The sequence below is a fragment of the Picosynechococcus sp. PCC 7002 genome, from assembly GCF_963860125.1.
Classification (GTDB): Bacteria; Cyanobacteriota; Cyanobacteriia; order Cyanobacteriales; family MRBY01; genus MRBY01.
This window is the reverse complement of record NZ_CAWLFA010000001.1, coordinates 2,781,972-2,805,189: the sequence shown is the minus strand read 5'-3', so window position 1 is coordinate 2,805,189 and position 23,218 is coordinate 2,781,972. Positions and strand designations below refer to the sequence as shown.

Annotated in this window: 27 protein-coding genes and 1 tRNA gene; 17 read left to right on the top strand and 11 right to left on the bottom strand. The window is 48.8% G+C overall.

The genetic code is table 11. The features are described 5' to 3' along the window. Nucleotides 1-57: 57 nt before the first annotated feature. The 8 genes from AACQ84_RS13465 (at nt 58) to AACQ84_RS13430 (ending at nt 5,781) form a co-directional block, all read left to right on the top strand. A complete protein-coding gene (locus AACQ84_RS13465) occupies nt 58-567 on the top strand; it encodes a 2Fe-2S iron-sulfur cluster-binding protein (RefSeq protein WP_012308271.1) in 510 nt (169 codons plus the stop codon). A gap of 390 nt (nt 568-957) precedes the next feature. Next, nucleotides 958-1,773, top strand: a complete 816-nt coding sequence (locus AACQ84_RS13460) for a response regulator (protein WP_143589404.1) — start codon at nt 958-960, stop codon at nt 1,771-1,773. Nucleotides 1,774-1,796: 23 nt separating this feature from the next. Further along, entirely contained in the window at nt 1,797-2,309 is a 513-nt protein-coding gene (locus tag AACQ84_RS13455) for a 2Fe-2S iron-sulfur cluster-binding protein (RefSeq protein WP_030007395.1), read from the top strand. 65 nt (nt 2,310-2,374) lie between these two features. After that, nucleotides 2,375-3,082, top strand: a complete 708-nt coding sequence (locus AACQ84_RS13450) for a V4R domain-containing protein (RefSeq protein WP_030007396.1) — start codon at nt 2,375-2,377, stop codon at nt 3,080-3,082. 29 nt (nt 3,083-3,111) lie between these two features. Next, a complete protein-coding gene (locus AACQ84_RS13445) occupies nt 3,112-3,594 on the top strand; it encodes a hypothetical protein (protein WP_012308267.1) in 483 nt (160 codons plus the stop codon). Between the two features lie 134 nt (nt 3,595-3,728). Then, a complete protein-coding gene (locus tag AACQ84_RS13440) occupies nt 3,729-4,199 on the top strand; it encodes a hypothetical protein (RefSeq protein WP_012308266.1) in 471 nt (156 codons plus the stop codon). Nucleotides 4,200-4,201: 2 nt separating this feature from the next. After that, nucleotides 4,202-4,879, top strand: coding sequence for a hypothetical protein (locus tag AACQ84_RS13435; protein ID WP_012308265.1), 678 nt, complete (start codon nt 4,202-4,204; stop codon nt 4,877-4,879). A gap of 98 nt (nt 4,880-4,977) precedes the next feature. Further along, nucleotides 4,978-5,781, top strand: a complete 804-nt coding sequence (locus AACQ84_RS13430; RefSeq protein WP_012308264.1) for an alpha/beta fold hydrolase — start codon at nt 4,978-4,980, stop codon at nt 5,779-5,781. A gap of 48 nt (nt 5,782-5,829) precedes the next feature. On the opposite strand, the gene AACQ84_RS13425 is transcribed toward AACQ84_RS13430, so the two are convergent. Further along, nucleotides 5,830-6,408 (bottom strand): GAF domain-containing protein, encoded by a 579-nt coding sequence (locus AACQ84_RS13425; protein WP_012308263.1) that lies wholly within the window; start codon nt 6,406-6,408, stop codon nt 5,830-5,832. A 496-nt stretch (nt 6,409-6,904) separates the two neighbouring features. On the opposite strand from AACQ84_RS13425, the gene AACQ84_RS13420 reads away from it, so the two are divergent. The 3 genes from AACQ84_RS13420 (at nt 6,905) to AACQ84_RS13410 (ending at nt 9,988) form a co-directional block, all read left to right on the top strand. Beyond that, nucleotides 6,905-8,449: a DASH family cryptochrome gene (locus AACQ84_RS13420; RefSeq protein ID WP_012308262.1), complete on the top strand. Its 1,545-nt coding sequence runs from the start codon at nt 6,905-6,907 to the stop codon at nt 8,447-8,449. Nucleotides 8,450-8,534: 85 nt separating this feature from the next. Continuing rightward, a tRNA-Val gene (locus tag AACQ84_RS13415) sits at nt 8,535-8,606 on the top strand. 380 nt (nt 8,607-8,986) lie between these two features. Next, the gene (locus AACQ84_RS13410; protein ID WP_012308260.1) at nt 8,987-9,988 is read left to right on the top strand and encodes a phosphoribulokinase; all 1,002 of its coding nucleotides are present in this window, start codon (nt 8,987-8,989) and stop codon (nt 9,986-9,988) included. A gap of 86 nt (nt 9,989-10,074) precedes the next feature. Here the strand turns inward: AACQ84_RS13410 and bfr (AACQ84_RS13405) are convergent, their stop codons facing one another. After that, nucleotides 10,075-10,542: a bacterioferritin gene (gene bfr, locus AACQ84_RS13405; protein WP_012308259.1), complete on the bottom strand. Its 468-nt coding sequence runs from the start codon at nt 10,540-10,542 to the stop codon at nt 10,075-10,077. A gap of 67 nt (nt 10,543-10,609) precedes the next feature. Next, nucleotides 10,610-11,074, bottom strand: a complete 465-nt coding sequence (bfr, locus tag AACQ84_RS13400; RefSeq protein WP_012308258.1) for a bacterioferritin — start codon at nt 11,072-11,074, stop codon at nt 10,610-10,612. A gap of 225 nt (nt 11,075-11,299) precedes the next feature. Here bfr (AACQ84_RS13400) and AACQ84_RS13395 point away from each other — a divergent pair, with 225 nt between their 5' ends. The 5 genes from AACQ84_RS13395 (at nt 11,300) to AACQ84_RS13375 (ending at nt 14,604) form a co-directional block, all read left to right on the top strand. After that, nucleotides 11,300-11,503, top strand: a complete 204-nt coding sequence (locus AACQ84_RS13395) for a (2Fe-2S)-binding protein (protein WP_012308257.1) — start codon at nt 11,300-11,302, stop codon at nt 11,501-11,503. 177 nt (nt 11,504-11,680) lie between these two features. Next, nucleotides 11,681-12,694, top strand: a complete 1,014-nt coding sequence (locus tag AACQ84_RS13390; protein WP_012308255.1) for a multicopper oxidase domain-containing protein — start codon at nt 11,681-11,683, stop codon at nt 12,692-12,694. Between the two features lie 72 nt (nt 12,695-12,766). After that, nucleotides 12,767-13,591 (top strand): hypothetical protein, encoded by an 825-nt coding sequence (locus AACQ84_RS13385; protein ID WP_012308254.1) that lies wholly within the window; start codon nt 12,767-12,769, stop codon nt 13,589-13,591. Nucleotides 13,592-13,666: 75 nt separating this feature from the next. Continuing rightward, nucleotides 13,667-14,326, top strand: coding sequence for a Fe2+-dependent dioxygenase (locus tag AACQ84_RS13380; RefSeq protein ID WP_012308253.1), 660 nt, complete (start codon nt 13,667-13,669; stop codon nt 14,324-14,326). 113 nt (nt 14,327-14,439) lie between these two features. After that, nucleotides 14,440-14,604 (top strand): hypothetical protein, encoded by a 165-nt coding sequence (locus AACQ84_RS13375; RefSeq protein WP_012308252.1) that lies wholly within the window; start codon nt 14,440-14,442, stop codon nt 14,602-14,604. Between the two features lie 204 nt (nt 14,605-14,808). Here AACQ84_RS13375 and AACQ84_RS13370 read toward each other — a convergent pair whose 3' ends face one another. The 4 genes from AACQ84_RS13370 to purB form a co-directional block, all read right to left on the bottom strand. Continuing rightward, nucleotides 14,809-15,324: a tetratricopeptide repeat protein gene (locus tag AACQ84_RS13370; RefSeq protein ID WP_012308251.1), complete on the bottom strand. Its 516-nt coding sequence runs from the start codon at nt 15,322-15,324 to the stop codon at nt 14,809-14,811. 174 nt (nt 15,325-15,498) lie between these two features. Next, complete coding sequence (locus AACQ84_RS13365; protein WP_012308250.1) at nt 15,499-16,644, bottom strand: CobW family GTP-binding protein; 1,146 nt, start codon at nt 16,642-16,644, stop codon at nt 15,499-15,501. 179 nt (nt 16,645-16,823) lie between these two features. After that, nucleotides 16,824-17,522, bottom strand: coding sequence for an EAL domain-containing protein (locus AACQ84_RS13360; RefSeq protein WP_200807232.1), 699 nt, complete (start codon nt 17,520-17,522; stop codon nt 16,824-16,826). Nucleotides 17,523-17,753: 231 nt separating this feature from the next. Next, on the bottom strand, nt 17,754-19,049 hold the full coding sequence (purB, locus tag AACQ84_RS13355) for an adenylosuccinate lyase (protein ID WP_012308248.1): 1,296 nt from the start codon (nt 19,047-19,049) through the stop codon (nt 17,754-17,756). Nucleotides 19,050-19,315: 266 nt separating this feature from the next. On the opposite strand from purB, the gene AACQ84_RS13350 reads away from it, so the two are divergent. Further along, a complete protein-coding gene (locus tag AACQ84_RS13350) occupies nt 19,316-19,642 on the top strand; it encodes a hypothetical protein (protein WP_012308246.1) in 327 nt (108 codons plus the stop codon). Between the two features lie 81 nt (nt 19,643-19,723). On the opposite strand, the gene AACQ84_RS13345 is transcribed toward AACQ84_RS13350, so the two are convergent. The 4 genes from AACQ84_RS13345 to ligA all read right to left on the bottom strand — a co-directional run bounded on the left by AACQ84_RS13345 (nt 19,724) and on the right by ligA (nt 23,215). Continuing rightward, nucleotides 19,724-19,903 (bottom strand): hypothetical protein, encoded by a 180-nt coding sequence (locus AACQ84_RS13345; protein WP_012308245.1) that lies wholly within the window; start codon nt 19,901-19,903, stop codon nt 19,724-19,726. A 64-nt stretch (nt 19,904-19,967) separates the two neighbouring features. Continuing rightward, nucleotides 19,968-20,684 (bottom strand): OB-fold-containig protein, encoded by a 717-nt coding sequence (locus AACQ84_RS13340; protein ID WP_012308244.1) that lies wholly within the window; start codon nt 20,682-20,684, stop codon nt 19,968-19,970. 101 nt (nt 20,685-20,785) lie between these two features. After that, nucleotides 20,786-20,971: a PCP reductase family protein gene (locus AACQ84_RS13335; protein WP_012308243.1), complete on the bottom strand. Its 186-nt coding sequence runs from the start codon at nt 20,969-20,971 to the stop codon at nt 20,786-20,788. A gap of 207 nt (nt 20,972-21,178) precedes the next feature. After that, the gene (gene ligA, locus AACQ84_RS13330; RefSeq protein ID WP_012308242.1) at nt 21,179-23,215 is read right to left on the bottom strand and encodes an NAD-dependent DNA ligase LigA; all 2,037 of its coding nucleotides are present in this window, start codon (nt 23,213-23,215) and stop codon (nt 21,179-21,181) included. Nucleotides 23,216-23,218: the final 3 nt, after the last annotated feature.

The following is a 23,218-nucleotide window of genomic DNA, read 5'->3' as shown; positions in this document are numbered from 1 at the left end:
TATTGAAATAAATTTCCCTGCCGTTTTCACCTGAGAAAGTTTGCCAGGGGAAAGCTTGTGACTTATTTTGATAAAGATTTCTTGTTTGTTCCCTTACCTAATCCCAATTCTGAGCCGAATTTAACCATGGCGCAAATCCGCATCGACCCCCTGGCGATCCAACTCCAAACCCTCGAAACCGAAACTCTCCTCAAGGCGCTCCTGCGGGCCAAAGTTCACCTCGATGCCATCTGTGGCGGCAAAGGCTATTGTGGTACCTGTGTCGTTCATGTTGTTAGTGGTGCGACCCAACTCAGTCCGGTGACGGCCCAAGAACAAACCATCCTCAACAATCTGAAAAAATCTAGCGACACCTATCGCCTCAGTTGCCAAGCCTATGTGCGTGACGGAGAAACCGTTGTTTGTGACCTACCATCCCGCACCCTCACAAAATTACAACAAATTCTCGATCGTCTAAAAAATCGCTATGCCCCGAAAGATATCCGCCACCCCCGCACCGGAGAACTGCTTGTTAAGCAGGGGGGCATTGTGACTCAGGATATTCTCGAACGCCTGTTAAGTGCCTAAAGTCCTTTTCTGGGTGATGTATAAATTTTTATTAAGAGACAATTAAGTTTTGTTGATTGATTGTGGGTTCCGCCGGGGGTCTGAGATTTCCATGCTATGTTTAGTTTCCATAACAAAGTCCTAGTCTTATAACTCTCGTTTTTTAAGGGGTTTCTTAGATATCGTCCAAAATCCAGGACTTTCAAAGGGTTCTAGTCCCCTTTGAGAATGTGTAATGAGTTAACTCGATTTTTAGCCATACTAACCAAACAAATTACGGACTTGGACGTTTGAATTGCTTGGTTCCAGTGGTGCCCCCCTAAAAAATTAGATTTAGACATCGACAATGTTGTCGCCAATGACAATTTGTTGAGTTTTGTATCGTCGTTTGCTTGTTCCAAGCTACCGCCTATGGTTGGTACATCTACTTTGCACAACCAGATCATTCTCATCGCGGAAATGAATGAGCGTGTGTATAAGCCCATTGCCACGCAGCTCACCCGCGCTGGAGCCGTTGTTTGCGTCTCTGAGACGAGGCAGGCTTTACTCAAAGAATGCGACCGTCGTCATCCCCAGTTACTGTTACTGGGCACGCTCCCCCATACCAACAGTCTCGATTTATTTCGGCAATGTCGAGATTTTTGGCAAGATTTACCCGTGGTACTCCTCGCCCACCAACCCCTAGTCAATGATTACTTTCGTGATTGGGCGCTGAAACAGGGGGTGCGAGCGGTACTCAGCAGCTATGTGCAACATCTCGCCCAGTTACAGGCCACGGTACAGGATATTTTGTTTCCTCTGTTGGAGCCCGTTGCCGCCACGGCCAAGCGCACCATGCCGCCCACCCCAATCCCGGTGGTCACAAATCCAGCTAAGGGTACGGATATTTCCCGGGCCAGGGCCATCATTGCTTTGAATCAAATTAGTGAATTTAGTCAAAAGTATTTTGGGAACCTTGCCATCGGTAATTATTGGCGAAAAGCCCAGCAAACGCTCCAGTCAGAACATCCCCTTTTGGACTTTTGGGTGGTGGATCACTGGGGCAGTTTTGATCCGGAGCAAGGGGCGATCGCCTCTCCCGAACCGCACCTCAGTCAGGCCGAACTACAGAGCCTCAAAGTATGGGTAGCGACCTTTACCCAAGAGTGCGAACGCATTGTTGTAGACTTTGCCCAATTGCTCCGCCAATATGCCCTCAGCGAAGCTGATTGTCGCTTTCTCCTTTAGATTTTTTACCCCCCCAATCCCCCGTGAATAAAATCTCAATCCAACCCCTCGATAAAACCGTTCCCGTCCAGGGCCAAGAGACCTTACTCGATGTGCTGCTCCGGGAAGACATGAGTGTCATGCAGGCCTGTGGAGCCCAAGGGCGCTGTGCCACTTGTCATATTTACGTCAAATCCGGCGGGGAAGCCCTCAGCCCGATGAATGACCAAGAACGACTGACCCTCAGTTTCATTGCCACCGCCCAAGCCAATTCTCGCCTTGCCTGTCAAACGAAGATCTGTGGTGATGGGGCCGTTATCGAAGTACCCAGGGGGATGTACATCGGTTCCATGGGCGAGCTCAAATCCCTCGTTGGCACCCGCGCTAATCAAAATATTATTCACCCTTTGACCGGAGAAATTCTCGTCGAAGAAAACAAATTAATTCTGCGCTCGGCCCTCGAAAAAATGGCCAATATTGATGCGGCTTTAGAAACCAATCTTTTGGATGTGTTCCAACCCTCTTCTGTGTCAAATATTGCCAACTACTTTGATTAGTTTTGGCTTTTCTCGCTTTTTTAAGCTTGTCTTTCTAACTGTTGTGATTGCGATTTATTGATCCTATGGTTTCTTCTGCCCGTTCCCAAACTCTCCCATACCACCGTTCCTGGCAAAAAGCCTGCCACTATAGTCGTCATACCTTCTTTCAGTTTGATCCCACCCAAGGCACCGTAAGCGATCGCCATGGCCAACGGAATCTCCTTACCACAGAAGATTTTATTATCGGGTTACAAAAGGGCCTTGAGCACGAAGTCGGTGAAGCTTCCGGTTGGTTAATGTACCTGATCGGCCAGGAGTGGGGCGTCGAAGATGCGGCCCAATTTAAGGTTTGGTTCCAGGATGAGTTCGGCCTGTATTTTAAAGATGCGGCGCTCCGGTTTGCCCTCGAAACCTGGTGGTGGCCCCTGACGGCCCAGGGGTGGGGAAAATGGCAGGTGGATTTGTCTTCGATTAAGGAAGGCTTTTTATTTATTGATCTATTTGACTCGGCGGTGGCGAAAACCCTCGGTGATGTCGGTAAGCCCGTGTGTTTCCTTTATGCAGGGCTATTTGCGGGGTTCTTTTCGAGCTTTTTTGACCGGGCCTTGAGTAGCACCGAAATTCAGTGTTATTCCATGGGGAATGATTTTTGTCGGTTCCTAATCGGTTCGGAAAAACGGGTGAAAGCGGCGGAATTTTGGCTGACATCTGGGGCAACGGCGGCGGATATTGAAGCTCGCTTCCAGGCGCTCAAAACGGAAGCGGCACTTGATGCGGTTGGGCGCGAATAAAGCAAAGGCACACTCCGAGGACAAATCACATGGCACAAGATGATTCTCTACTCCGGCGCTGGTTTCCGACTTTTGTGGGACTTTTTGAAAAACTCAAACCGCCTACGGCAGCCCCTGCCCCTACCCGTGGGGCAACCCCTGCCCCTACCCTCGTTCGGCGATCGCCTCGACCGGATGGCCCTTTTTTTCTCAAGGGGTTTGAGGAAGCAGCTTTTCTCTCCCGGGATGATCTGCTGTTAGCTCTACAGTGGAGTGCGCCGCCTTCCGAATTGGATCAATACGCTGCCACTCTCCAAGGGGTTTCGCCGAGGCGATCGCCCGTTGTTGAAACCGAGGAATCTGATACCGACTTTTTCATTCGGGGTCTACAGAATATCGAAACCGTCGATGGCCTCAAAAATTTAGACCTTGTCGCCCTCCTCACCTGGGAAGAGCAAGGTCAAACTCTCCGAGAAGTTGACCCCGATGACTACGACCTGCTCGACGATTTGTTAGATGTCGCCGATATTTAGGGCGTTAGGTGGCTAAAACTCCTTGCAAAAACAGGATTATTAAAAAATAAAACAATTTACCGTCCCTTTTCGAGAAAAACCTAGAATTTTTCCAGCGTAAATTTTGCCTACTTTTTTCATCAGGATAAATTTTTATGATCACCCTCTTAGAAACCCTCCTTGAACGTTCCGACGGGGCTTATATTGAACCCCAAGATCTTGATCAAGTCGATCAGACTCTCCAATCCTGGGGCGATCGCCGGATCACCTATCAATTGATCCAAGAAAAAGAAGAAAAAATCGTCGACGAGACCCTCCGGCGCTTCCAAACCGAAAACGAAGTGCTATTGCGCTCGGCCCCGGAGACAGTTCTCAAAAAATGCAAAGGCGACCTCATCTCAGTCCTCCGCAACTGCGCCACAGCGATGCTCCTCCAGGACGAAGAACTCCTCAAAGATCGCTTCCTATACTGGATGCAAAATATTATGCGGGCCTTGAAAAATCAAAAATACAACAACGAAGTTTACCGCATTATCCAAGAGGTCATCCAAGCAGAACTTCCCGCCCCATACGCCCAACTGATGCTGCCCTATCTCCAAGTCACCCACCAATACCTGAGCGAATAACCATGACTTTGTCCCCTGTCCCTGGGAATTACTTTACCCCCCGCACCTATATTCAATGCCAACCGGAAACGGGCCTTTTAAAAACACGCCACGGGAATCGCCTTTTGGCCGTCCCAGAAGTGTTGCTCCGGAGCATCCATAAAGCCCTACGGGAAGAAACAGGTGAAGCAACCCCTTTCGCCCTCTATACCTTTGGTTTTTGGTGGGGGGGTGCTTTTTACGACCGCTTGAAAACAGAAATTGAAGCATACTACCAACGCACGATCCCCCAGATGAATGCCCTAGAATTTTTGGTGATGATGCGGCAAATTTGGGAAACCCACGGTTTTGGGCATTTAAATTTAGATTTTACCCACCGTGATTTGGGCCTAATCAAGGTACAGGTAGAGGCCTCGATGATGCAGTTGGGTACGGAAATTGGCCTGAAACCAGAACAAACACCGTCCTATCATTTGGAAGCGGGTTTTATTGCAGCTTGGTTTTCCCGTTGGGCTGGGAAAGGCATTCGGGCCTGTGCAGTGGATTTACCGAAGGATGCGGCAACGTTAATGGCGAATCCGCCACAATTTGCCAACTTCTTGGTGGGCTTAGGGCCAAAAATTGAACAGACGGAAATGTGGGTCAAACAAGGTCTTTCTAGCGCCGAGATTATCGAAAAATTTGCAGTGACCGATGCCTAAATTGACGTAGGTTTTGCTAAACCCTGGGCGCTGCGGCCTAGAGCATTTCTTGGCATGATGGAAGCAAGTTCAACAAGTGTTTTGCTGACATAATAGATATGACAACTGATGTTCTGACCAAACATAATGTTCAAATCCTTGGCAATGCCAGTTCAGACAAGGTACTCCTCTTCGCCCACGGCTTTGGCAGTGATCAAACCAGTTGGCGTTTAGTGGCCCCGGCCTTTGCGGCGGACTATCGTTTGGTGCTTTTTGATTTGCCGGGCTGTGGGCGATCGCAGGCAGACGAAAACGAGACATTACATCACACACACCTCGAAAGTTACGCCCAGGACATCCTCGACATTTGTGAGGCCCTCGACCTGGAGGAAGTGCAACTGGTTGCCCATTCAGTCAGTAGTATGACCGCCACCCTGGTGGCTCTCAAGCATCCCAATCTGATTACCCGTTTAGTGTTCATCAGTGCCTCACCCCGGTATATCCATGACCAAGATTATGTGGGGAGTTTTGATCAGGCCACAGCCGATGAAATCTTGGCGGAAATGTCCCAGAACTATTTCCAATGGGTGCGTAAATATGCGCCATCGATCATGAACACCCCGAAGCAACCATTACTCTCGGCGGAATTTTCAAAAACCCTCCTCCGTCTACGGCCTGATTATGCTTTTTTGACCTTTTCACTGATCCTCAAATCTGATTATCGTCGCGAGGTGAGCCAACTGAAGCTCCCAACGTTAATTTTGCAAGCCGAGAATGATCCTTTTGTGGCTAAAGCTGTGAGCGAATATCTCCACCAAGCCATTCGCGGTAGTCAACTCCACTGGATTGACGCCAAGGGGCATTTCCCCCAATTGAGTAATCCCCAGGCGGTGATCGCTGCCCTCAAAGATTTTCTCCATTAAACTCACAGAAACAGGCGATCGCCATCCCATGGAAAATTTGCCACAACGTTAAACAACAGAAAGACTACAGTGGGGGCCTTGATGAGCCGCTTCCTTCGGAGAGACCAATGTTTGGGAGTCAGGATACTGGGCCAAAAACGCGGTGCGCCAATGGATATGTCGTTCCACTTGTTTTGCCAAACCCAGTAAATGGTGGCGCTGTCTGTCAGAAAGGGTTTGGGGGCGATCATCGATCGCACAAAGGGTACCCAAACAATAACCATCGGCTGTATACAGAGGAACACCCACATAGAAACGAATCTTGGGCGCTTGAACCACGAGGGGATTGTCCCAAAAACGCTTATCCTGGCTGGCGTCAGGAATTTCAAAAAGCTCAGTATCCTCGATCGCGTGGGCACAAAAAGAAATAACCCTGGAGGTTTCTTCGAGGGTGAAGCCATAGCGTGACTTAAACCACTGGCGATCGCGATCCACCAGAGAGATTGCCGCAATTTTTGTGCCGCAGAGCCGCGCCACCAACCGCGTGATGAGATCAAAGGCTGCTTCCTGGGGGGTATCCAGTAAATAAGTACGGTGTAGTGCCGCAAGACGATGTTCTTCGTTAGTCAGGATTGGAGGAGCAATCATAGAATCCACGGACAATCATTAAAAAATGATGGGGGTATATTGTGGTGTGGCTTAACCAAAAATTAACTTCATCGGAGTGTTTACCCCAATAATGATGAGCAAAAGAATGACATCAGCTACTCAAATTAAATCTTAGCAATAAATAGTACAAGCCATACATATTTCTGACGGTTTTTTGTGTTTAATCTTAACTTCTATAAAAGGCATAAATCGCCCAAAATCTCTTGGCAGACTAGCTTGGAAGAATTTTGTGACGATTAGTAAGATACGCCAAAATGCCGAAAAATTACCTTGGGGACTAGCATTTGAATTGCCTCTTATCGATTTATTTTTGGGATATTTCAAGTGATTTTCAGCAAAAACTATGACAGTTTTATTTTGAGTTGAGAGGACAATTTTTAAAACTCATAAAAATCATGCGTCCCCGAATCAATTGAATCTCCATGGCAATTAACGTTACCTTATGAGCCTCTACTTTATCGTTCGCTAGATCACAATGTCTTCTGTCAATATTCTCCTGTGGTATCGCCGTGATCTCCGGCTCCATGACCACCAGCCACTCCAGGAAGCCCTAGCACAACAGGCCCAGATTTTTCCTTTCTACTGTTTTGACCCCCGGGGGTTTGGTTCAATTGGGCTAGATTTCCCGAAAACAGGTGCCTTTCGGGGTCAGTTTCTCCGGGAAGCCATCCAGGATCTCCGGCAAAATCTCCGCGCCAAGGGCAGTGATTTGATTGTGCGTCAGGATATCCCGGAAAAGTTAATCCCTGATTTATGTCAGCAATGGCAGATTGATGTTGTGTATTGTCACAGGGAGGTAACGGCAGAGGAAACCCGCGTTGAACGAAAACTGCGCCAAGCTCTCCAAGAACAGGGTGTTCGAGTAGAAACGTTTTGGGGAACGACCCTCCACGACCCAGGAGATTTGCCTTTTGGGATTAACGAAGTGCCGGAGGTTTTTACGCAATTTCGTAAGGATGTGGAAAAGTATGCGGCGATCGCCTCCCCAGTACCCACACCAACCCAATTGCCTCCCCTCCCCGAAACCGTTGCTCCAGGTGAGATTCCCAGTCTCCAGGATTTGGGTTTGCCGGAACCAACCATTGATCCCCGTGGTGTGCTCCCGCTCAAAGGCGGTGAAACGGCTGGTATGAAACGGCTCCAGGCTTATTTTTGGGAAGGCGATCGCCTCAAGGTTTACAAAGAAACCCGCAATGGTTTGTTGGGAGCCGATTACTCCTCAAAATTTTCACCCTGGCTGGCCCTTGGTTGCCTGTCGGCCCGCTACATTGCTGCCCAAGTCGCTGAATACGAACAAAAACGGATCGCTAACAATTCCACCTACTGGCTGATTTTTGAGCTGCTCTGGCGGGATTATTTCCGCTGGATCTGTGCCAAACACGGCAACCAAATTTTTCAACCTGAAGGTTTACAGGGGGTAAAAATTCCTTGGAAACAAGACCACGAAGCCTTTGAACTGTGGCGGACGGGCCAAACGGGGATTCCCTTCGTCGATGCCAATATGCGCGAACTCCTGTATACGGGCTTTATGTCCAACCGGGGCCGGCAAAATGTCGGTAGTTTCCTGACGAAAAATCTGGGGATTGACTGGCGGTGGGGGGCGGCTTGGTTTGAGTCACAACTCATTGACTACGATGTGTGCAGCAACTGGGGGAACTGGAATTACACCGCTGGCGTAGGGAATGATGCGCGCGGCTTTCGCTATTTCAACATTCCCAAACAGGCCAAGGATTACGATCCCCAGGGGGACTATGTGCGCCACTGGCTTCCGGAGTTGGCAGCCCTTCCCGGAGAGCAGATCCATCAACCCTGGCGTTTATCGGTAAAAGAGTTGGGCGATCGCCAAATTATTTTGGGGGAAACCTACCCGAAACCGATGGTTGATCTGCAAACCTCTGTCCAAGAAAACGAACGCATTTACCAAAAAGCTCTGGGTCTGGCCCCTAAATCCCAATCCCGAAAGCCTCGTAAAAATTTCAAACGTAATCAAGACACTCCCAAGGCCCGTTGGCGGCGTTAGTCTCCTGAAACGGGGCCGTTCAAAAAAACTTTTGCCTCTCCCCTTGCGTTTTAAAAAATCCCCTGTTATAGTTGTTAAGGCTTAAGGGCGTTTAGCTCAGCGGTAGAGCGCCTGCCTTACAAGCAGGATGCCACTGGTTCAAATCCAGTAACGCCCATCCTTAAGAAGAATATGCCAAGGTCACCTTCTGGGGTGGCTTTTTATTTTTCCGTGACCCATTAGGCGCAAACGGGGCCTTAACAGGGATTTAAGAAAATTTGTGTTTCCCCATGAACGGCAAACAAACTCCATATTTGTTCGCTTCTGGGGGAGCACCATGGTTAAATGTTAGTGCCGTTGTATAATAAGCGGCGAAATTAATAAAAGCAATTATTTTCGTACCGAGTTTATCTGGGCGATCGCCTTCGGGGTGACAGTGTGGCAAAGCTAAGGTTATTTACACGCCTGAGCCTCGCGAATAAACCGATTCGTCACGAGTTCCCGCCATAGATAACGGATGAGTTTAAAACATAAAATTTGCAGATCCAGAGGAAATTTATGACCAGTCAGACAGACCGTGTAGTTATTATTGGTGTTGCCGGGGACTCCGGCTGCGGAAAATCTACCTTTTTACGCCGGCTTACCGATCTGTTCGGCGAAGAGTTCATGACGGTAATCTGCCTTGATGACTACCATAGCCTTGACCGCAAAGGCCGCAAAGAAGCTGGGGTAACTGCCCTCAATCCCAAGGCCAACAATTTTGATCTCATGGCAGAGCAAATCCGTGATCTAAAAAACGGAAAGGCCATTGATAAGCCCATCTACAACCACGAAACCGGGGAAATTGACCCGCCCGAACGCATTGAACCCAACAAAGTTGTTGTGATCGAAGGGCTACATCCCCTCTACGATGCCCGGGTGCGGGAATTAGTCGATTTCGGCGTGTACCTCGACATCAGCGATGAAGTCAAAATCCAGTGGAAGATTCAACGAGATATGGCAGAACGGGGCCACACCTACGAGGATGTTCTCGCTTCAATTAATGCCCGGAAACCGGATTTCAGCGCCTATATCGAACCCCAACGGGAATTTGCCGATGTGGTGATCCAGGTGCTCCCCACTGAGCTTGTCGATGACAAAGAAGGAAAATATCTCCGGGTACGCCTCGTCCAAAAAGAAGGAGTTGCAGGCTTCGAACCAGCCTATCTCTTTGATGAAGGCTCCACCATCAACTGGCGTCCCTGTGGCCGGAAGCTCACCTGTAACTATCCCGGCATCAAGATGTACTATGGCCCCGATAACTACTTCGGCAATGAGGTTTCTGTCCTAGAAGTAGACGGGAAATTCGATAATCTCGAAGAAATGATTTACATCGAAAGCCACCTCAGCAAAACGGGCACCAAGTATTACGGTGAAATGACTGAGCTGCTTCTGAAGCACAAGGACTACCCCGGTTCTGACAATGGCACAGGTCTGTTCCAAGTGCTCGTTGGCCTCAAGATGCGCCAAACCTATGAATATCTCACCACTGGGAAAGGGGCGATCGCCGCAAGCGTATAGAAAAAATCAACACCAATAAGTAGTTGTAGGGGCCTGCCATGGCAAGCCCCTACATTTTTTTTATGGCAATGACGATATATGGCGCTTTACATCTGGGATTGCAGATAATTTTGCAGGCCAATTTTCTCGATCAGTCCCAACTGTTGCTCTAACCAGTGGGCATGGTCTTCCTCGGTGTCGGCCAGCATCTGCCGGAGGATATCACGGGTTTGGTAATCTTGTTCTGTCTCACAAATGGCGATCGCCCCCTTGAGATCCCCAATGACTTTGTACTCATAATCGAGATCGTTTTGGAGCATCTCAGGCACAGTCTTACCAATGTTCAACCCATCCTGTTGGGACAGATCAGGAGTGCTTTCGAGGAACAAAATCCGCTCAATCAATCGAGATGCGTGGCCCGTCTCATCCTGCATCTCGTGGTTAATGCGTTCATAGAGCTTCGTCAGGCCCCAGTCTAGGTACATCCGGGAATGGGTAAAATACTGATCCCGGGCTGCTAGCTCATTGCGCAGCAGTTTGTGGAGTTGTTCTAAAACGTTTTGATTACCTTTCATCGGAATTGTCTCAATACTCTAAGTGAATAAAAACATGGCCATAGCGTGGCCCATACCCTTGCCCTATCTACATCATCGACTGTAAATAGTTTTCTAAACCAGAATTTTCGATCAGCCACTGCTGGGACTCAAACCAGTCGATCTGTTCTTCGGTTTCTTCAAGAATTTCGCCCAAAAGATCACGACTGACATAATCTTGTTCTGTCTCACACAATTGAATCACTGCTAGTAACTCATTGCGGATCGTTGTGGCGGTCGCTAGCTCATTGGCCAACATTTCTGGCACATCTTCACCAATCATCAATTTGCCAAGGCTCTGGAGGTTGGGCAAGGCCTCTAAAAACAAGATCCGTTCAATAAGACTGTCGGCCTGCTTCATGGCCTTGATGGAGTACTTATATTCTTGATCATTCAATGTCCCCAAGCCCCAATTCTTGGCCATTCTCGCGTGGAGAAAGAACTGGTTAATTGCAGTCAACTGGGACTTTAAAACTGCATTAAGCTGGGTGTTAATGCCGGATTTTCCTTGCATTTCGCCTTATTTCACTCCAAATCGGCCACCTTTAATCTAAAAGGTGTCATAAATACTTCGGTATGTCTAGCTTAGGGCAGTTCCCAACATTGGGGGGCTTTACTCACAAAATTTTATTTTCTGATCAACTTTAGGAGAAAGAATGAGAATCTATTGCAATAATTTTCAGAATAGGGCATAGTAGGGGATGACAGTTAAATCAAGCATTTTCCCCTTGAGGTCACCATGTACGTTTGCCTTTGCCGTGGCATTACCGAAAAGCAAATCCGCCAAGCTGCGGAACAACAAAGCTGCTCTATGAAAGAGCTTTCGAGTGTGATGGGCGTCGGAATGGATTGTGGCACTTGCCTAGAATATGCCGCCCAGCTATTGCAGGATCACCATGAACAAGGCTGTGTGAAGCAACCCTGTACTTCGAGCATTGCCTAAGATAGACAAAATTTTATTTGCAAGTCTTTCTGTTTAGATCTTTTTGTTTTAGAGAAGGTTTTGGATTTATTAAGGTATTGGATTGTTAAAAAAGCCCAGTTCAGGATCAATGGCGTTTCAAGTTAGGGTGGTCAACTGCTGATAACGGGCGACGAATTGGGCAGTGAAAACTAGTTTATGGATAATTTAGGACGTGGTGGGATTTTCTCTCGCTGGAGTCGGCGGCAAATTTTACAGACAGGATTAGTCGGTTTGGGAACAGGGGCGATCGCCACCTATGCCTGGCGTAAAAAAAACTCTCTTGCCCAAGCTGAAGTCAAAATTCCTCCGGTGACCTTCGACCAAGACAGCATTACCCGCAATGGCTTTGACCCGATGCAAATTTTGCGAGATTTTGACTACGGGGAAGTGAGCGAAGAAAAGGGGCAACGGGTGCGAGAATTTCACCTAGAAGCCAACAGCAGCACTATTTACCTCAATGCCGCCCTTGAATATGTGAGTTGGAATATTAATCAACGGGTGCCGGGGCCAACCCTACGGGCAACGGCAGGCGATCACGTCCGAATTATTTTTCATAATGCCGATGGACACTCGCACACCCTCCACTTTCACGGGACTCACCCCGACACGATGGATGGGGTCAAACCAGTGCGCCATGGTCAAACCACTATCTATGAATTTGACGCAACACCCTACGGTGTCCACCTTTACCACTGCCACATTGCCCCGGTGACGCGCCACATCGGTAAAGGCTTATTTGGACTCTTTATTATTGATCCCCCCGAACCAAGACCGCCCGCTGACGAAATGGTTTTGGTGCTAGGGGGCTACGACATTAATGATGATGAAAAAAACGAATTGTATGCTTTCAACGGCATTCCCAACGTGTTCCGCGATCGCCCCATCCCCATCGTGCAAAATCAACTGGTACGACTTTATGTCTTGAATATGATCGAATTTGATCCGGCGATTACCTTTCATATCCACGCCAACTTTTTTCAGCTTTATCGCACTGGCATGGCGATGACGCCCCACGAAGCAAGCGATGTGGTCACCATGGGCACCGCCGAACGCCACATCCTAGAGTTTGCCTATCCTTTCCCTGGTAAATATATGTTCCATCCCCACCAAGATTACATCGCTGAACATGGTTGCATGGGCTTTTTTGAAGTGCTCCCAGCCGGAGCCTAGATCTTTATTGACAAAACTTACTAAAAACCTTAGCGTATTGCAATATTAGCTTGAAAATTATTCTTAATTAGTATGAAATCTATGAAGCCCGTTGAATTGTTCTTAACCCTGAGTTTAGCTGTTAGCCTTGGGGCTTGCGGTACTTCTGTCCCAGACAACGGTGGGGAGGGGGGGGGAAATGCTGCCACGACGGAAGCCGTAGAACAGAATAGTGCTAACCATGGCGGCGAAGGCGGAGAGGGTGGTGAAGGGGGCGAAGGTGCCAGTTCCAGCAATCCCGATGAAGACTATGCCACGACCCTCTCGTTGATGTTGGGTCATTTGATGGTGGCCGAAGAACTGATTGCGGTGGGGGAATATGAACAGGCAGAACCGCATATTGGCCACCCTGTAGAAGAATTGTATGGTGCCATTGAGAGTCAATTGGGCGATCGCGGCGTGGCCGATTTTAAAAATGTCCTCAATAGTGCCCATGATTTGATTAAGACAGCACCGGAATCCCCCGAATTACAAACCCAACTCGATGCTTCCATTGAGGCCATCGATACAGCCCTTGCGGCTTTGGGCGAAGCAGAATTGCAGTCCCCTGAGTTTGTCCTTGGTGTCATGAATAATCTCCTCCAGGTGGCCGGGGAAGAATACGCGGCGGCGATCGCCAATAATCAGATCGTCGAAGCGGTGGAATACCAAGATTCCCGTGGTTTCGTTTTCCATAGCGAGATGCTTTATGAACAGATTGCGGATCAACTCAGCCCGGAGACCAGAGAGGCGATCGCCACGGCTTTAGCCGATCTCAAAACCGCTTGGCCCACGGTGGAACCGCCTCAAACCCCCGTAAAAACGCCCCAGGAAGTATTGAGTCGTATTGTTGAGATTGAAGCCGCCAGCAACAGCTAATCCCCAGCTTCTGTGAATATCATTACAGTGGCCCCGGTTTTGCTGGGGCTTTTTTAAGATTTTTTGGTAAGGCAAATGTTCTTTAAAATTCCCCAGGTGTTGACACCAGAGGCCCTCGAAAAAATAACCACAACCTTGACCGAAGCCGAATTTGTCGATGGCAAACTTACGGCAGGTTGGTATGCCAAACTGGTCAAAGAAAATCAACAATTGGCCAAGGCAACCCCCACGGCCCAAGCTCTAGAAGAGCAAGTGCGCCAAGCCCTCCAGAGCAATGCTCTCTTTCAAACGGCGATCCGTCCCAAAACTGTCCACACCCTGCTGTTTAGCCGTTACGGCCCCGGCATGGCCTATGGTCGCCACACCGACAATGCCCTGATGAATGGGATGCGCTCGGACGTTTCATTTACCCTGTTTCTCAATGAACCTAGTGACTATGAAGGGGGCGAACTTGTCATTGAAGGGGCAGATTCTGAACAAAGCTATAAACTGCCTGCTGGAACGGCGATCGCCTATCCTTCTACTTCGTTGCACCGGGTGAATGTGGTGACAAAAGGGACACGCTTGGTGGCGGTGGGTTGGGTGCAAAGTTGGATCCGGGATGCCCAAAAGCGGGAAATTGTATTTGATCTCGATGTCAGTCGCCGTAGCCTGTTTGCCCAGAGCGGTAAAACCACAGAATTTGATCTCCTCTCGAAAAGTGTGGCGAATCTCCTACGGCTCTGGAGTGAGTAAACAAACTCACCTAAGACTTTATTGAAAATAAGTATCAATACTATTGACGAACTTCCCAAGTATCGATACACTTTATCTAGTTTAAATAAGAATTATTTTCATTAAAATATCCCATGAAAATTGTCCACTCCTGCGGTACAACCGACATTACCCAGCAGCTCCGCCAAGATAGCCATGCCCCAGAGCAATCCCAAGGTAGACAGCCCCACACGGCTCCTGATCTTGCCCAATATTATTTAGCGACCCTCAGTTTAGACCATGCTTTAGCGGAGTCCTGAGGGCTGGGCAAGATATTTCGTTAAAACCACTTTATTTTCTCGGTATAAAAAAATGATTGATTTCTTTTATTTTATGTTTGCGGCTTGCCTCGGTTTTTCGCCAGTTGATGCGGAATCACCCCGCTAGCATTCTTGCTAACTAGACTCCATAAAAATAACGACTTACTCTCACTTGATCACTCTTGTTTAGGGGTAAGGTGCAGTTTATCTCAGACTGGGAGTGGTGTGGGCGATCGCCTGGGCATCGGCAAAAATAGCCGCCGCAACCTGGGGTTGGGCCTGGCTCTCAAGAAGATGGCCGAGTTGATTGAGCACCACAACTTGGGTCTGTACGTCCTGGCGATCGCGGGCCAGATGAAGTTGTTGCCGCAGGACGGTTTCTGCTGCCTGGAGATTATCCTGAGTCAAATAAGTATCGGCCAAGGCTGTGAGGGTTAAGTTCAGCTGATCCCAAGTACGAAACTGTCGATAAATCGCCTCGGCCCGGTGCCAGTGAAACAGTGCTGTTTCTAAGTTGCCTTCGCTGTGGGCCTGGCGAGCCAGTTCAAAATGACGATCCGCATCTTTACGCTGGAGTAATTTTTGTTCGGCGTTTTGTTTGCGCCCCTGACCAAAGGCTGGCACTGTCCCTAAAACCCCTACGGTACCTAAACTTAAGAGTAAGCAGAGAGTCAGCCAAAAGGGGAAGGTTACAGTCCGGGAAGGAGCGGGCGATCGCATAAAAAATTAAACCCAAAAAACAGCGCGCTAAAAAAACCAAAGTCCTTCCATCTTAGCGGTAAATCTCGATCATCTTACCGAGATGAAAAAGAGGTAAGAAATTGACTTTCCTTACCCCAGGCGTTGTGTAGATTGGCCGTTCAGCGGTTAATGCCGTTGGCACATGAAATGATATTACGAAAAACCCTGACCACGATTTTTGGAGGGCATGCAGAAACAGTTTTCTATCTGTTGTCGTAACGTTGCCTCATCTAAATCTTGGCCGATCAAGACTAACTGATTTTTTTTCGTTTCCCCAGGTTTCCATTCCGAATCATCGATCGTAAACCGCTTTCCACTCAGGTGAAACACATGGCGTAGCGGGCTTTCATCAAACCACAGAATTCCCTTCGCCCGGAACACATTCACGGGTAACTGATTATCTAGGAAATATTGAAACTTGCGGATCGCAAAGGGTTTGTCACTTTGGAAAGAAATTGACGTAAATCCATCGTTTTCTAAATGGTTTGAGTGGTGATGATGGTGTTCATGGTCGTGGTCATGGTCGCACTCTGGGGTGCAAACATGGTCATGATCGTGGTGGTCATGGTTATGCCCATGGTCGTGGTCGTGGTGATCGTGGCTGTGGTGGTGATGCACATGAGTATCTGCCGCATCAAAATACTTATCCGACTCAAAAAGACCCACACTGAGTAGCAACGGCAAGGGTACTTCAGACTTTTGGGTGCGCAGGAGTCTAGCCCCTTCTTTAATGTCGCGGATTCTGACTTCTAGGGCATCAACGTCTGACTCCTCAACCAAATCCGTTTTATTCAACACGATGATGTCACCGTAGGCGATTTGGCTGTAAGCCGCTTCACTATTAAATAAATCCAAACTAAAGTTGGCACAATCCACCATGGTCACAATGGAATCTAGGCGGGTTAGGTCTCGTAACTCTGTCCCCAGGAAGGTCAAGGCCACAGGTAATGGATCTGCCAGCCCCGTTGTTTCAACGACGAGATAATCAATTTTGTCACCCCGATCAAGGATTTTATGCACCGCATTCACCAGATCTTCATTGATGGTGCAGCAGACACAGCCGTTGCTGAGTTCCACCATGTTGTCTTCGGTGGTGACAATTAGCTCATTATCAATGCCGATTTCCCCAAATTCGTTCACGAGGACAGCAGTTTTAAGTCCCTCTTGGTTGCTGAGGATGTGGTTTAGTAGTGTCGTTTTGCCGCTGCCGAGAAATCCGGTGATAATCGTTACGGGAAGGCCACTTTTACTGGCATCTAAGGTATCGGCACCTGGGGCTTGGCTACTGACTGTGGGCATAATATTTTTCACTTTCAATTAGAAAACAACTTCTTCTTATCTTACACAGTATTTTTGGCGTCTAGAGTCGGGGCGATGCTTCGGGAAAAGTTAGGAATGCGCAGAGGTGAAGGCCACGGTCAACTTGGAAAAAATGCGTCAGAGGAGAAGGGCGATATTGACCATGGTGATCGCCAAAATTAAGCGACATTGACAAACCTGTCTGACGGAATTTGGGCCAGGGATTGAAATGTGGGTTTAGCAAAATAAAAGCCTTGGAAAAGGTTAATGCCTAGCCCTTGGAGGGTGGTTAATTCTGCTTGGGTTTCAATGCCTTCGGCAATGACAAGACTAGAGAGTTCCCCGGCAACTTGCAGCACACCTTTGACGATCGCTTGCCGCACTTTATCTTGGTCAATGCCGCGAATTAAGGCCATGTCAAGTTTGATCAAATCAGTCTGAATTTCTGATAGAAGATTTAACCCAGCATAGCCTGCCCCAAAATCATCAATGGCTGTTTTAAAACCACGGGCCCGATAATATTCAACGATTTTTCGGAGGTGGACTAAATCTGTGATTTGTTCACTTTCGGTAATCTCAAAAATAATTTGCTCAATGGGAAATCCATAGGTTTCCGCCGCTTCTAGGGTTGTGCGAATGCAGCGTTCTGGTTCATAAACGGCATTGGGTAAGAAATTAATACTCAAAAAACAGGGAATATGCAGTTCTGCGGCAAGACGAATTGCTGTGGTGCGACAGGACTGGTCAAATAAGTAGCGGTTGCTGTCGTTAATGTGTTGAAAAATTGCTTGGGCTGACTCATTATTTAAACCCCGCACCAGGGCTTCATGGGCAAAAATTGTTTGGGTTTCTAGGTTGACAATGGGTTGAAAGGCCATTGTGAATTCGAAATCGAGTTTATTTCGATTCGTGCATTCTCTACATTCCATGGTGCACCTAATTTGTAGGGTCTCTTAACTATCCTGGCGATGATCAATATTGAACATCAACATATTCAGCGGTTAGGGTTTGTTTCCATGAAGATCAATATTTATCCATAAAAAATCGCCTCTCTTGGATCTTAGTTCAAAAAAGGCGATCGCCAAATTGACCTCGGTTAAACGAAAGGTTTAGATACCGAGGCGTTGGTAGACTTGATCGAGGTGACGCAGTTGGAATTGCGGATCAAAGCAGGCTGCAATCTCCTCGCCAGAGAGGTGTTGGGTAATTTCCGCATCTTGCTCGACGTTGGCGCGGAAGTTCCCGCCTTCAGTGTTCCAGGCGGTGTGGGCGCAACCTTGCACAAGGCGGTAGGCATCCTCACGGGTCAAGCCTTTCTCGACGAGGGCCAGCAGTACCCGCTGACTGAAAATCACGCCGCCATAGACGTTCATGTTACGTTTCATGTTCTCTGGATACACCAAAAGATTCTTCACGAGGCTAATGGTTTCCCGCAGCATAAAATGCACGAGGATGCAGCTATCGGGCACGGCGACCCGCTCGACGGAACTGTGGGAAATGTCCCGCTCATGCCAGAGGGCAACGTTTTCGAGGGCGGCCATCGCATTACCCCGCACCAAGCGCGCCATCCCGGTTAAGCGTTCAGAACGGATCGGGTTGCGTTTGTGGGGCATCGCCGAAGAGCCTTTTTGACCCTTGGAGAAATATTCTTCGACTTCTAATACATCGGTGCGTTGGAGGTTGCGAATTTCCACGGCAAAGCGTTCGATGCTGGCGGCTAACACGGCCAGTTGGTTCATGTAGTTGGCGTGGCGATCGCGGGAAATCACCTGGGTCGAAGCAGTATCGGGATCCAGGCCGAGTTTTTGACAAGCTAAAGCTTCAACGCGGGGTTCAATGTTCGCATAGGTTCCCACAGCGCCAGAGATTTGTCCCACGGCAATTTCTTTGCGCACAGCGACTAGGCGATCGCGGTTCCGGAGCATTTCAGCCAGCCAACCCGCCAGCTTAAACCCAAAGGTCATCGGTTCGGCGTGGATGCCGTGGGAACGACCCACCATGACGGTGTAGCGGTGTTGTTGGGCTTGGTAGCGAATCGCTTGGATCAGTTCTTCGACACAGGTCAGGATCAGATCGAGGCTATCCACCATCTGCAGAGCAAGGGCCGTATCCAGAACATCGGAACTGGTCATGCCGAGGTGAATATAACGCCCCGCATCGCCGACATATTCATTGACGTTGGTGAGAAAAGCGATCACATCATGGCGCACTTCTTTCTCAATTTCTAAAACCCGCGCTTCGTCGAACTGGGCTTTGGCTTTGATTTCTTCTACGGCTTCTGTGGGGATATACCCTAACTCTGCTTGCGCTTCACAGACGGCAACTTCGACTTTCAGCCAGGCCTTGAGTTTTGCTTCATTTGTCCAGAGATTCCCCATTTCGGGGAGGGTATAACGTTCAATCACGAGATGTGCCGCAGAATACAACCTAGCTATTTTACAAGGGGTTGTTCAAATTTTGGCAATGTTTTTACGGGGGTTTACGGGGGAAGCGATCGCCTTTGGGACAGAAGCCTCTCGTCGGCATTGCCCTAAAGTTCGGTTTAGACCATAAAGCGCCATCAAGCTCAAGATATGTACAGTTTCCGGCCTGCCCCCAAAGGAGGGAGTTAAGCTAAAAGTAGCCGATGTTGTTCTAAATTATCGTTGGCGATCGCCGAGGGGTTTGTACCATGACAAACAAACTATTCACCACAGAAATCACCACGGGTGACATCACCCTCACCAGTAATGTGACCAGCGTGACGGCACGGGCCAATCGCATCTCTCGCGTGGAAGAAAAACGAGACGATCCCCGCAAAAACCCTGCTGCTATCTACATTGACCTAAGCGTTGATCACCCAGAAAAATTCCATGATGTCCTCGAAGCTACCGAAGCCGTTGATCTAGCCCTGAGCCTCAATGATGCGGTGGAAATGGGCCTATTGATGGTGGCCATGGGCCTAGAGCATAAAACCGATGCGCAAATTAAGCAGGTACTCGACCGTCTGCGGATTTAATTGAACAGTACCGTTAGCCAAAGGTCTTTAATGTTTATGCCTTAGCGGTTATTGAAAAAGTCCCAGATGATGCGGGGGAGTTCAATAATCTGTGTAATCACCTGCCCCGGACTGAATCCCGAAGACCAGTTGCAACACCAGCACAATGGCCGCAATGGTCACAGCGGTTTGCACGCTGGTTTTCACGATTTTGATAAACGCGGTAAAAACTAACCAAGAAATAATTAAAGCGGCGACGATCACAATAATTTCGATCGGCATCGGTGCTCACTCTCCACAAGGTGCGATTTGGCCTGGCCTTATCCTAGGGCAAAAGGGGAAAAGATTATTGGGGAAGCTGTTTCACTTCAGCGAGCCAGCGGTCTTCGTCGGAACTATCTTTGGCGATCGCCAGATAACTATGTTCGGTGCGATCAACGATCAAAATTTTGTCGCCCCGTCGGGGAATCACTTCGGCCCAGTGGGGTAAACTCACCGGGACAGTCATCAGGTTCCGAGCCGAATCGTACACATCCGCCTGGCCAATTTTGCCAGCGACATAGTGGGGAAGAGTTTTAGAAGAGACCACCCCCAGGCACCCAATCAGGCGATCGCTGCTGACATCTTCCCCAAAGGCGGCAAATACTTTCCCTAGGGGGTAAGCCAACAGTTTCCCGATCCAAAAGGCGATCGCCCCACTCCCAAAAAAGACCACAATCCCTAAAAATCCCGTCGGTGTCCTCAGGCCCACGTTGAACATCCACCCCAACAGACCCCACAGACTGAGATCTGTGGCCAGCAGCAACATTAACGGCGCTTGCCCAAAGCCAAACCAAGACAGCACCGACCAGAGACCAAACCCTTCGCCCTCAACCTCGGTATCTCCATCGAGATCACCATCAACGTCGGCATCTAAGTCTATATCGGCGTCGATGTCTGCATCAAAATCGGCTTCCATATCGAGGTCATCGTCCCCACCCCCAGAGAAAATGACAAACAAATACAACAGGATGCCACTCCCCAGGAGCACCCAGTAGCCTAAGTTTGACGCATCAAAAATCATGGACGCACCATATCCGGGACAGAGTAAAAAATTCGCACGGGTCGCCCCCCAAATCTAGGAATTTTTTTGGCGATCGCCACCACCATAATCTAGCTCTAGACTTATTTCCCAAATTTTTGTTGCGCGCGCATCACCAGTTCCGCCGTAATTTCTTCGACTTCTTCTTCACGGGCAAGTTCTTCGATGGTTTGTCGCGCCTGGGAACGGGCATAAAAAGGAATATTTTTGTATTTGGTTTTCGCTTCTTCCGTCCAGGGGATTTCGTCAGGAAAATTAGGATAAGTCATCGTTTCAGTACCTTAGGGGGAGTTTTCTGAATCATAGCAAGGATTTCCGGGGGTTAAAAGCGCGGTTTCGTTAAATTTCTTGATATTTTTTTAGTGCAAATGTTTTTATACTCAAAGTGAACCCCAAGTCACTTGCCATCGATTCTCTAACGGAGCGCCAGGGCGGCAATTGGCGGTTGAGATTGCGTCATATTCAAAAGATTTTTTCTATACCAACAACTCTAAAAGCTGGTTTTCATTCAGTTCTTGAATTCCCAATTGTCGGGCTTTGTCTAGTTTAGATCCGGCATTGTCGCCCGCCACAAGATAGTCAGTATTTTTGCTGACAGAACTCGTGACTTTGCCGCCGGCTGCTTTGATTTTTTCGGCAGCTTCAGTGCGTTTGAGGGTCGGTAATGTCCCTGTGATCACAAAGGTTTTACCGGAAATCTGATGATTGGCTTGGGTTTGGGCCGTCTGGGTTTGGGCCGTCTGGGTTTGGGCAAAGGTCAAGCCCGCTTGTTGTAGCTTTTCGATCAACTGTTGATTCGCATCTACCCGGAACCAATCGACGACGGATTGGGCAATTTCTTCGCCAATGCCATAAACCCCCTGTAATTGAGCGAAGCTGGCTTTTTGGAGTTGTTCTAAAGTTGGGAAGTTTTGCGCCAAAATTTCTGCATTGACTTTCCCCACAAAGCGAATCCCCAGACCATACAAAACACGGGCATAGTCTTGATTTTTTGAGTGGGCGATCGCCTGGATTAAATTCGCCGCTGACTTTTGTCCCATACGGGGGAGAGACTGCAACTGTTCGCTGGTTAGGTCATAAATGTCGGCGATGGATTGCACCAGACCATGCTCAATCAAAAGAATCACATTTTTTTCGCCTAAACCCTGGATATCGAGGGCGTCGCGGCCAGCCCAATGGACGAGGGAACCCCGCAAAATCGCCGGACAAGAACTATTCACACAGCGGGCGACGGCTTCCCCAGGGGGACGAACCAGGGCTGAGTTGCATTCGGGACAATGGCTTGGAAATTCGTAAGGAATAGTTGCTTCTGGGCGTAAATCAACTAAAACTCGCAAAACTTCCGGGATAATTTCCCCTGCTTTGCGAATGACGACTGTATCACCGATTCTAAGATCTAATTCTTTAATGCGGTCTTCGTTGTGGAGGGTGGCCCGTTGTACCGTTGTTCCGGCCAATTGCACTGGTTCCATGACGGCCATGGGGGTGACAGCCCCCGTTCTGCCCACGTTGACGATGATGTCTTTGACAGTGGTTGGGGCTTCCTCGGCGGCATATTTTAAGGCGATCGCCCAGCGGGGAAATTTTTGGGTGAAGCCCAACTCAGCCTGGAGAGAAAAGTCATTGAGTTTAACGACAACCCCATCGGTCAGGTAAGGGAGTTTTTTGCGGCCTTCATCCCATTTTTCAAAATAATTTTTTACGGCAGTTAAATTAGGGCAAAGCTCACGGTTTGGATTGACCCGAAACCCCATTTTTTTCAGAAATTCGAGGGCCTCCCATTGGCTATTTAACTGAGGGGAATTGTGCGATTCTGGGAGGTGGAGGGTGTAGGCAAAAAAGTCTAACTTGCGAGCCGCAACAATTCGGGAATCAAGTTGTCGTAGGGTACCAGCGGCGGCATTTCGCGGATTAGCAAATAGATTTTCGCCCGCTTTTTCCCGCTCTTGGTTAATCTTTTCAAAGGTCTCTAGGGGTAAAAAAGCTTCCCCCCGCACCTCCACTAAAGGAGGCGGATTATCGAGGTTTAAACGTAAAGGAATGGTACGAATAGTACGCAGATTTTGGGTGATTTCTTCTCCTGTCACACCGTCGCCCCTGGTGGCTCCGCGCACTAAAATCCCGTTTTCGTAAGTTAAGGCGATCGCCGAGCCATCGATTTTAAGTTCGCACACATAACCGGAATCGCTGGGGATTTCTCCGGCCAACGCCCGCTGCCACCGTTGTTCCCACTGGGTCAGTTCCCCAAAGTCAAAGGCATTTTCCAGACTGTAGAGGGGGATATTATGTTTGACGCTGGTGAATTGGGTGGCGGGCTGGTCGCCAATCCGTTGGGTAGGACTGTCGGGGGTGATGAGTTGGGGATGTGCCGTTTCCAGGGCCACCAGTTCCCGATAGAGCTGGTCATAGACAGCATCCTCCATGAACGGCGCATCGAGGACATAGTAGGCATAGGCCGCTTTTTGCAGTTGCGATCGCAGTTGGGCCAGGCGGGTTGGGGGGGCGTCGGACATGGG

Coding starts and splice junctions, on each gene's coding strand:
- AACQ84_RS13460 (WP_143589404.1), top strand. CDS start 958: ATGGTTGGTACATCTACTTTGCACAACCAGATCATTCTCATCGCGGAA.
- AACQ84_RS13450 (WP_030007396.1), top strand. CDS start 2,375: ATGGTTTCTTCTGCCCGTTCCCAAACTCTCCCATACCACCGTTCCTGG.
- AACQ84_RS13445 (WP_012308267.1), top strand. CDS start 3,112: ATGGCACAAGATGATTCTCTACTCCGGCGCTGGTTTCCGACTTTTGTG.
- AACQ84_RS13440 (WP_012308266.1), top strand. CDS start 3,729: ATGATCACCCTCTTAGAAACCCTCCTTGAACGTTCCGACGGGGCTTAT.
- AACQ84_RS13435 (WP_012308265.1), top strand. CDS start 4,202: ATGACTTTGTCCCCTGTCCCTGGGAATTACTTTACCCCCCGCACCTAT.
- AACQ84_RS13430 (WP_012308264.1), top strand. CDS start 4,978: ATGACAACTGATGTTCTGACCAAACATAATGTTCAAATCCTTGGCAAT.
- AACQ84_RS13425 (WP_012308263.1), bottom strand. CDS start 6,408: ATGATTGCTCCTCCAATCCTGACTAACGAAGAACATCGTCTTGCGGCA.
- AACQ84_RS13420 (WP_012308262.1), top strand. CDS start 6,905: ATGTCTTCTGTCAATATTCTCCTGTGGTATCGCCGTGATCTCCGGCTC.
- AACQ84_RS13410 (WP_012308260.1), top strand. CDS start 8,987: ATGACCAGTCAGACAGACCGTGTAGTTATTATTGGTGTTGCCGGGGAC.
- bfr (WP_012308259.1), bottom strand. CDS start 10,542: ATGAAAGGTAATCAAAACGTTTTAGAACAACTCCACAAACTGCTGCGC.
- bfr (WP_012308258.1), bottom strand. CDS start 11,074: ATGCAAGGAAAATCCGGCATTAACACCCAGCTTAATGCAGTTTTAAAG.
- AACQ84_RS13395 (WP_012308257.1), top strand. CDS start 11,300: ATGTACGTTTGCCTTTGCCGTGGCATTACCGAAAAGCAAATCCGCCAA.
- AACQ84_RS13390 (WP_012308255.1), top strand. CDS start 11,681: ATGGATAATTTAGGACGTGGTGGGATTTTCTCTCGCTGGAGTCGGCGG.
- AACQ84_RS13385 (WP_012308254.1), top strand. CDS start 12,767: ATGAAATCTATGAAGCCCGTTGAATTGTTCTTAACCCTGAGTTTAGCT.
- AACQ84_RS13380 (WP_012308253.1), top strand. CDS start 13,667: ATGTTCTTTAAAATTCCCCAGGTGTTGACACCAGAGGCCCTCGAAAAA.
- AACQ84_RS13375 (WP_012308252.1), top strand. CDS start 14,440: ATGAAAATTGTCCACTCCTGCGGTACAACCGACATTACCCAGCAGCTC.
- AACQ84_RS13370 (WP_012308251.1), bottom strand. CDS start 15,324: ATGCGATCGCCCGCTCCTTCCCGGACTGTAACCTTCCCCTTTTGGCTG.
- AACQ84_RS13365 (WP_012308250.1), bottom strand. CDS start 16,644: ATGCCCACAGTCAGTAGCCAAGCCCCAGGTGCCGATACCTTAGATGCC.
- AACQ84_RS13360 (WP_200807232.1), bottom strand. CDS start 17,522: ATGGCCTTTCAACCCATTGTCAACCTAGAAACCCAAACAATTTTTGCC.
- AACQ84_RS13350 (WP_012308246.1), top strand. CDS start 19,316: ATGACAAACAAACTATTCACCACAGAAATCACCACGGGTGACATCACC.
- AACQ84_RS13345 (WP_012308245.1), bottom strand. CDS start 19,903: ATGCCGATCGAAATTATTGTGATCGTCGCCGCTTTAATTATTTCTTGG.
- AACQ84_RS13340 (WP_012308244.1), bottom strand. CDS start 20,684: ATGATTTTTGATGCGTCAAACTTAGGCTACTGGGTGCTCCTGGGGAGT.
- AACQ84_RS13335 (WP_012308243.1), bottom strand. CDS start 20,971: ATGACTTATCCTAATTTTCCTGACGAAATCCCCTGGACGGAAGAAGCG.
- ligA (WP_012308242.1), bottom strand. CDS start 23,215: ATGTCCGACGCCCCCCCAACCCGCCTGGCCCAACTGCGATCGCAACTG.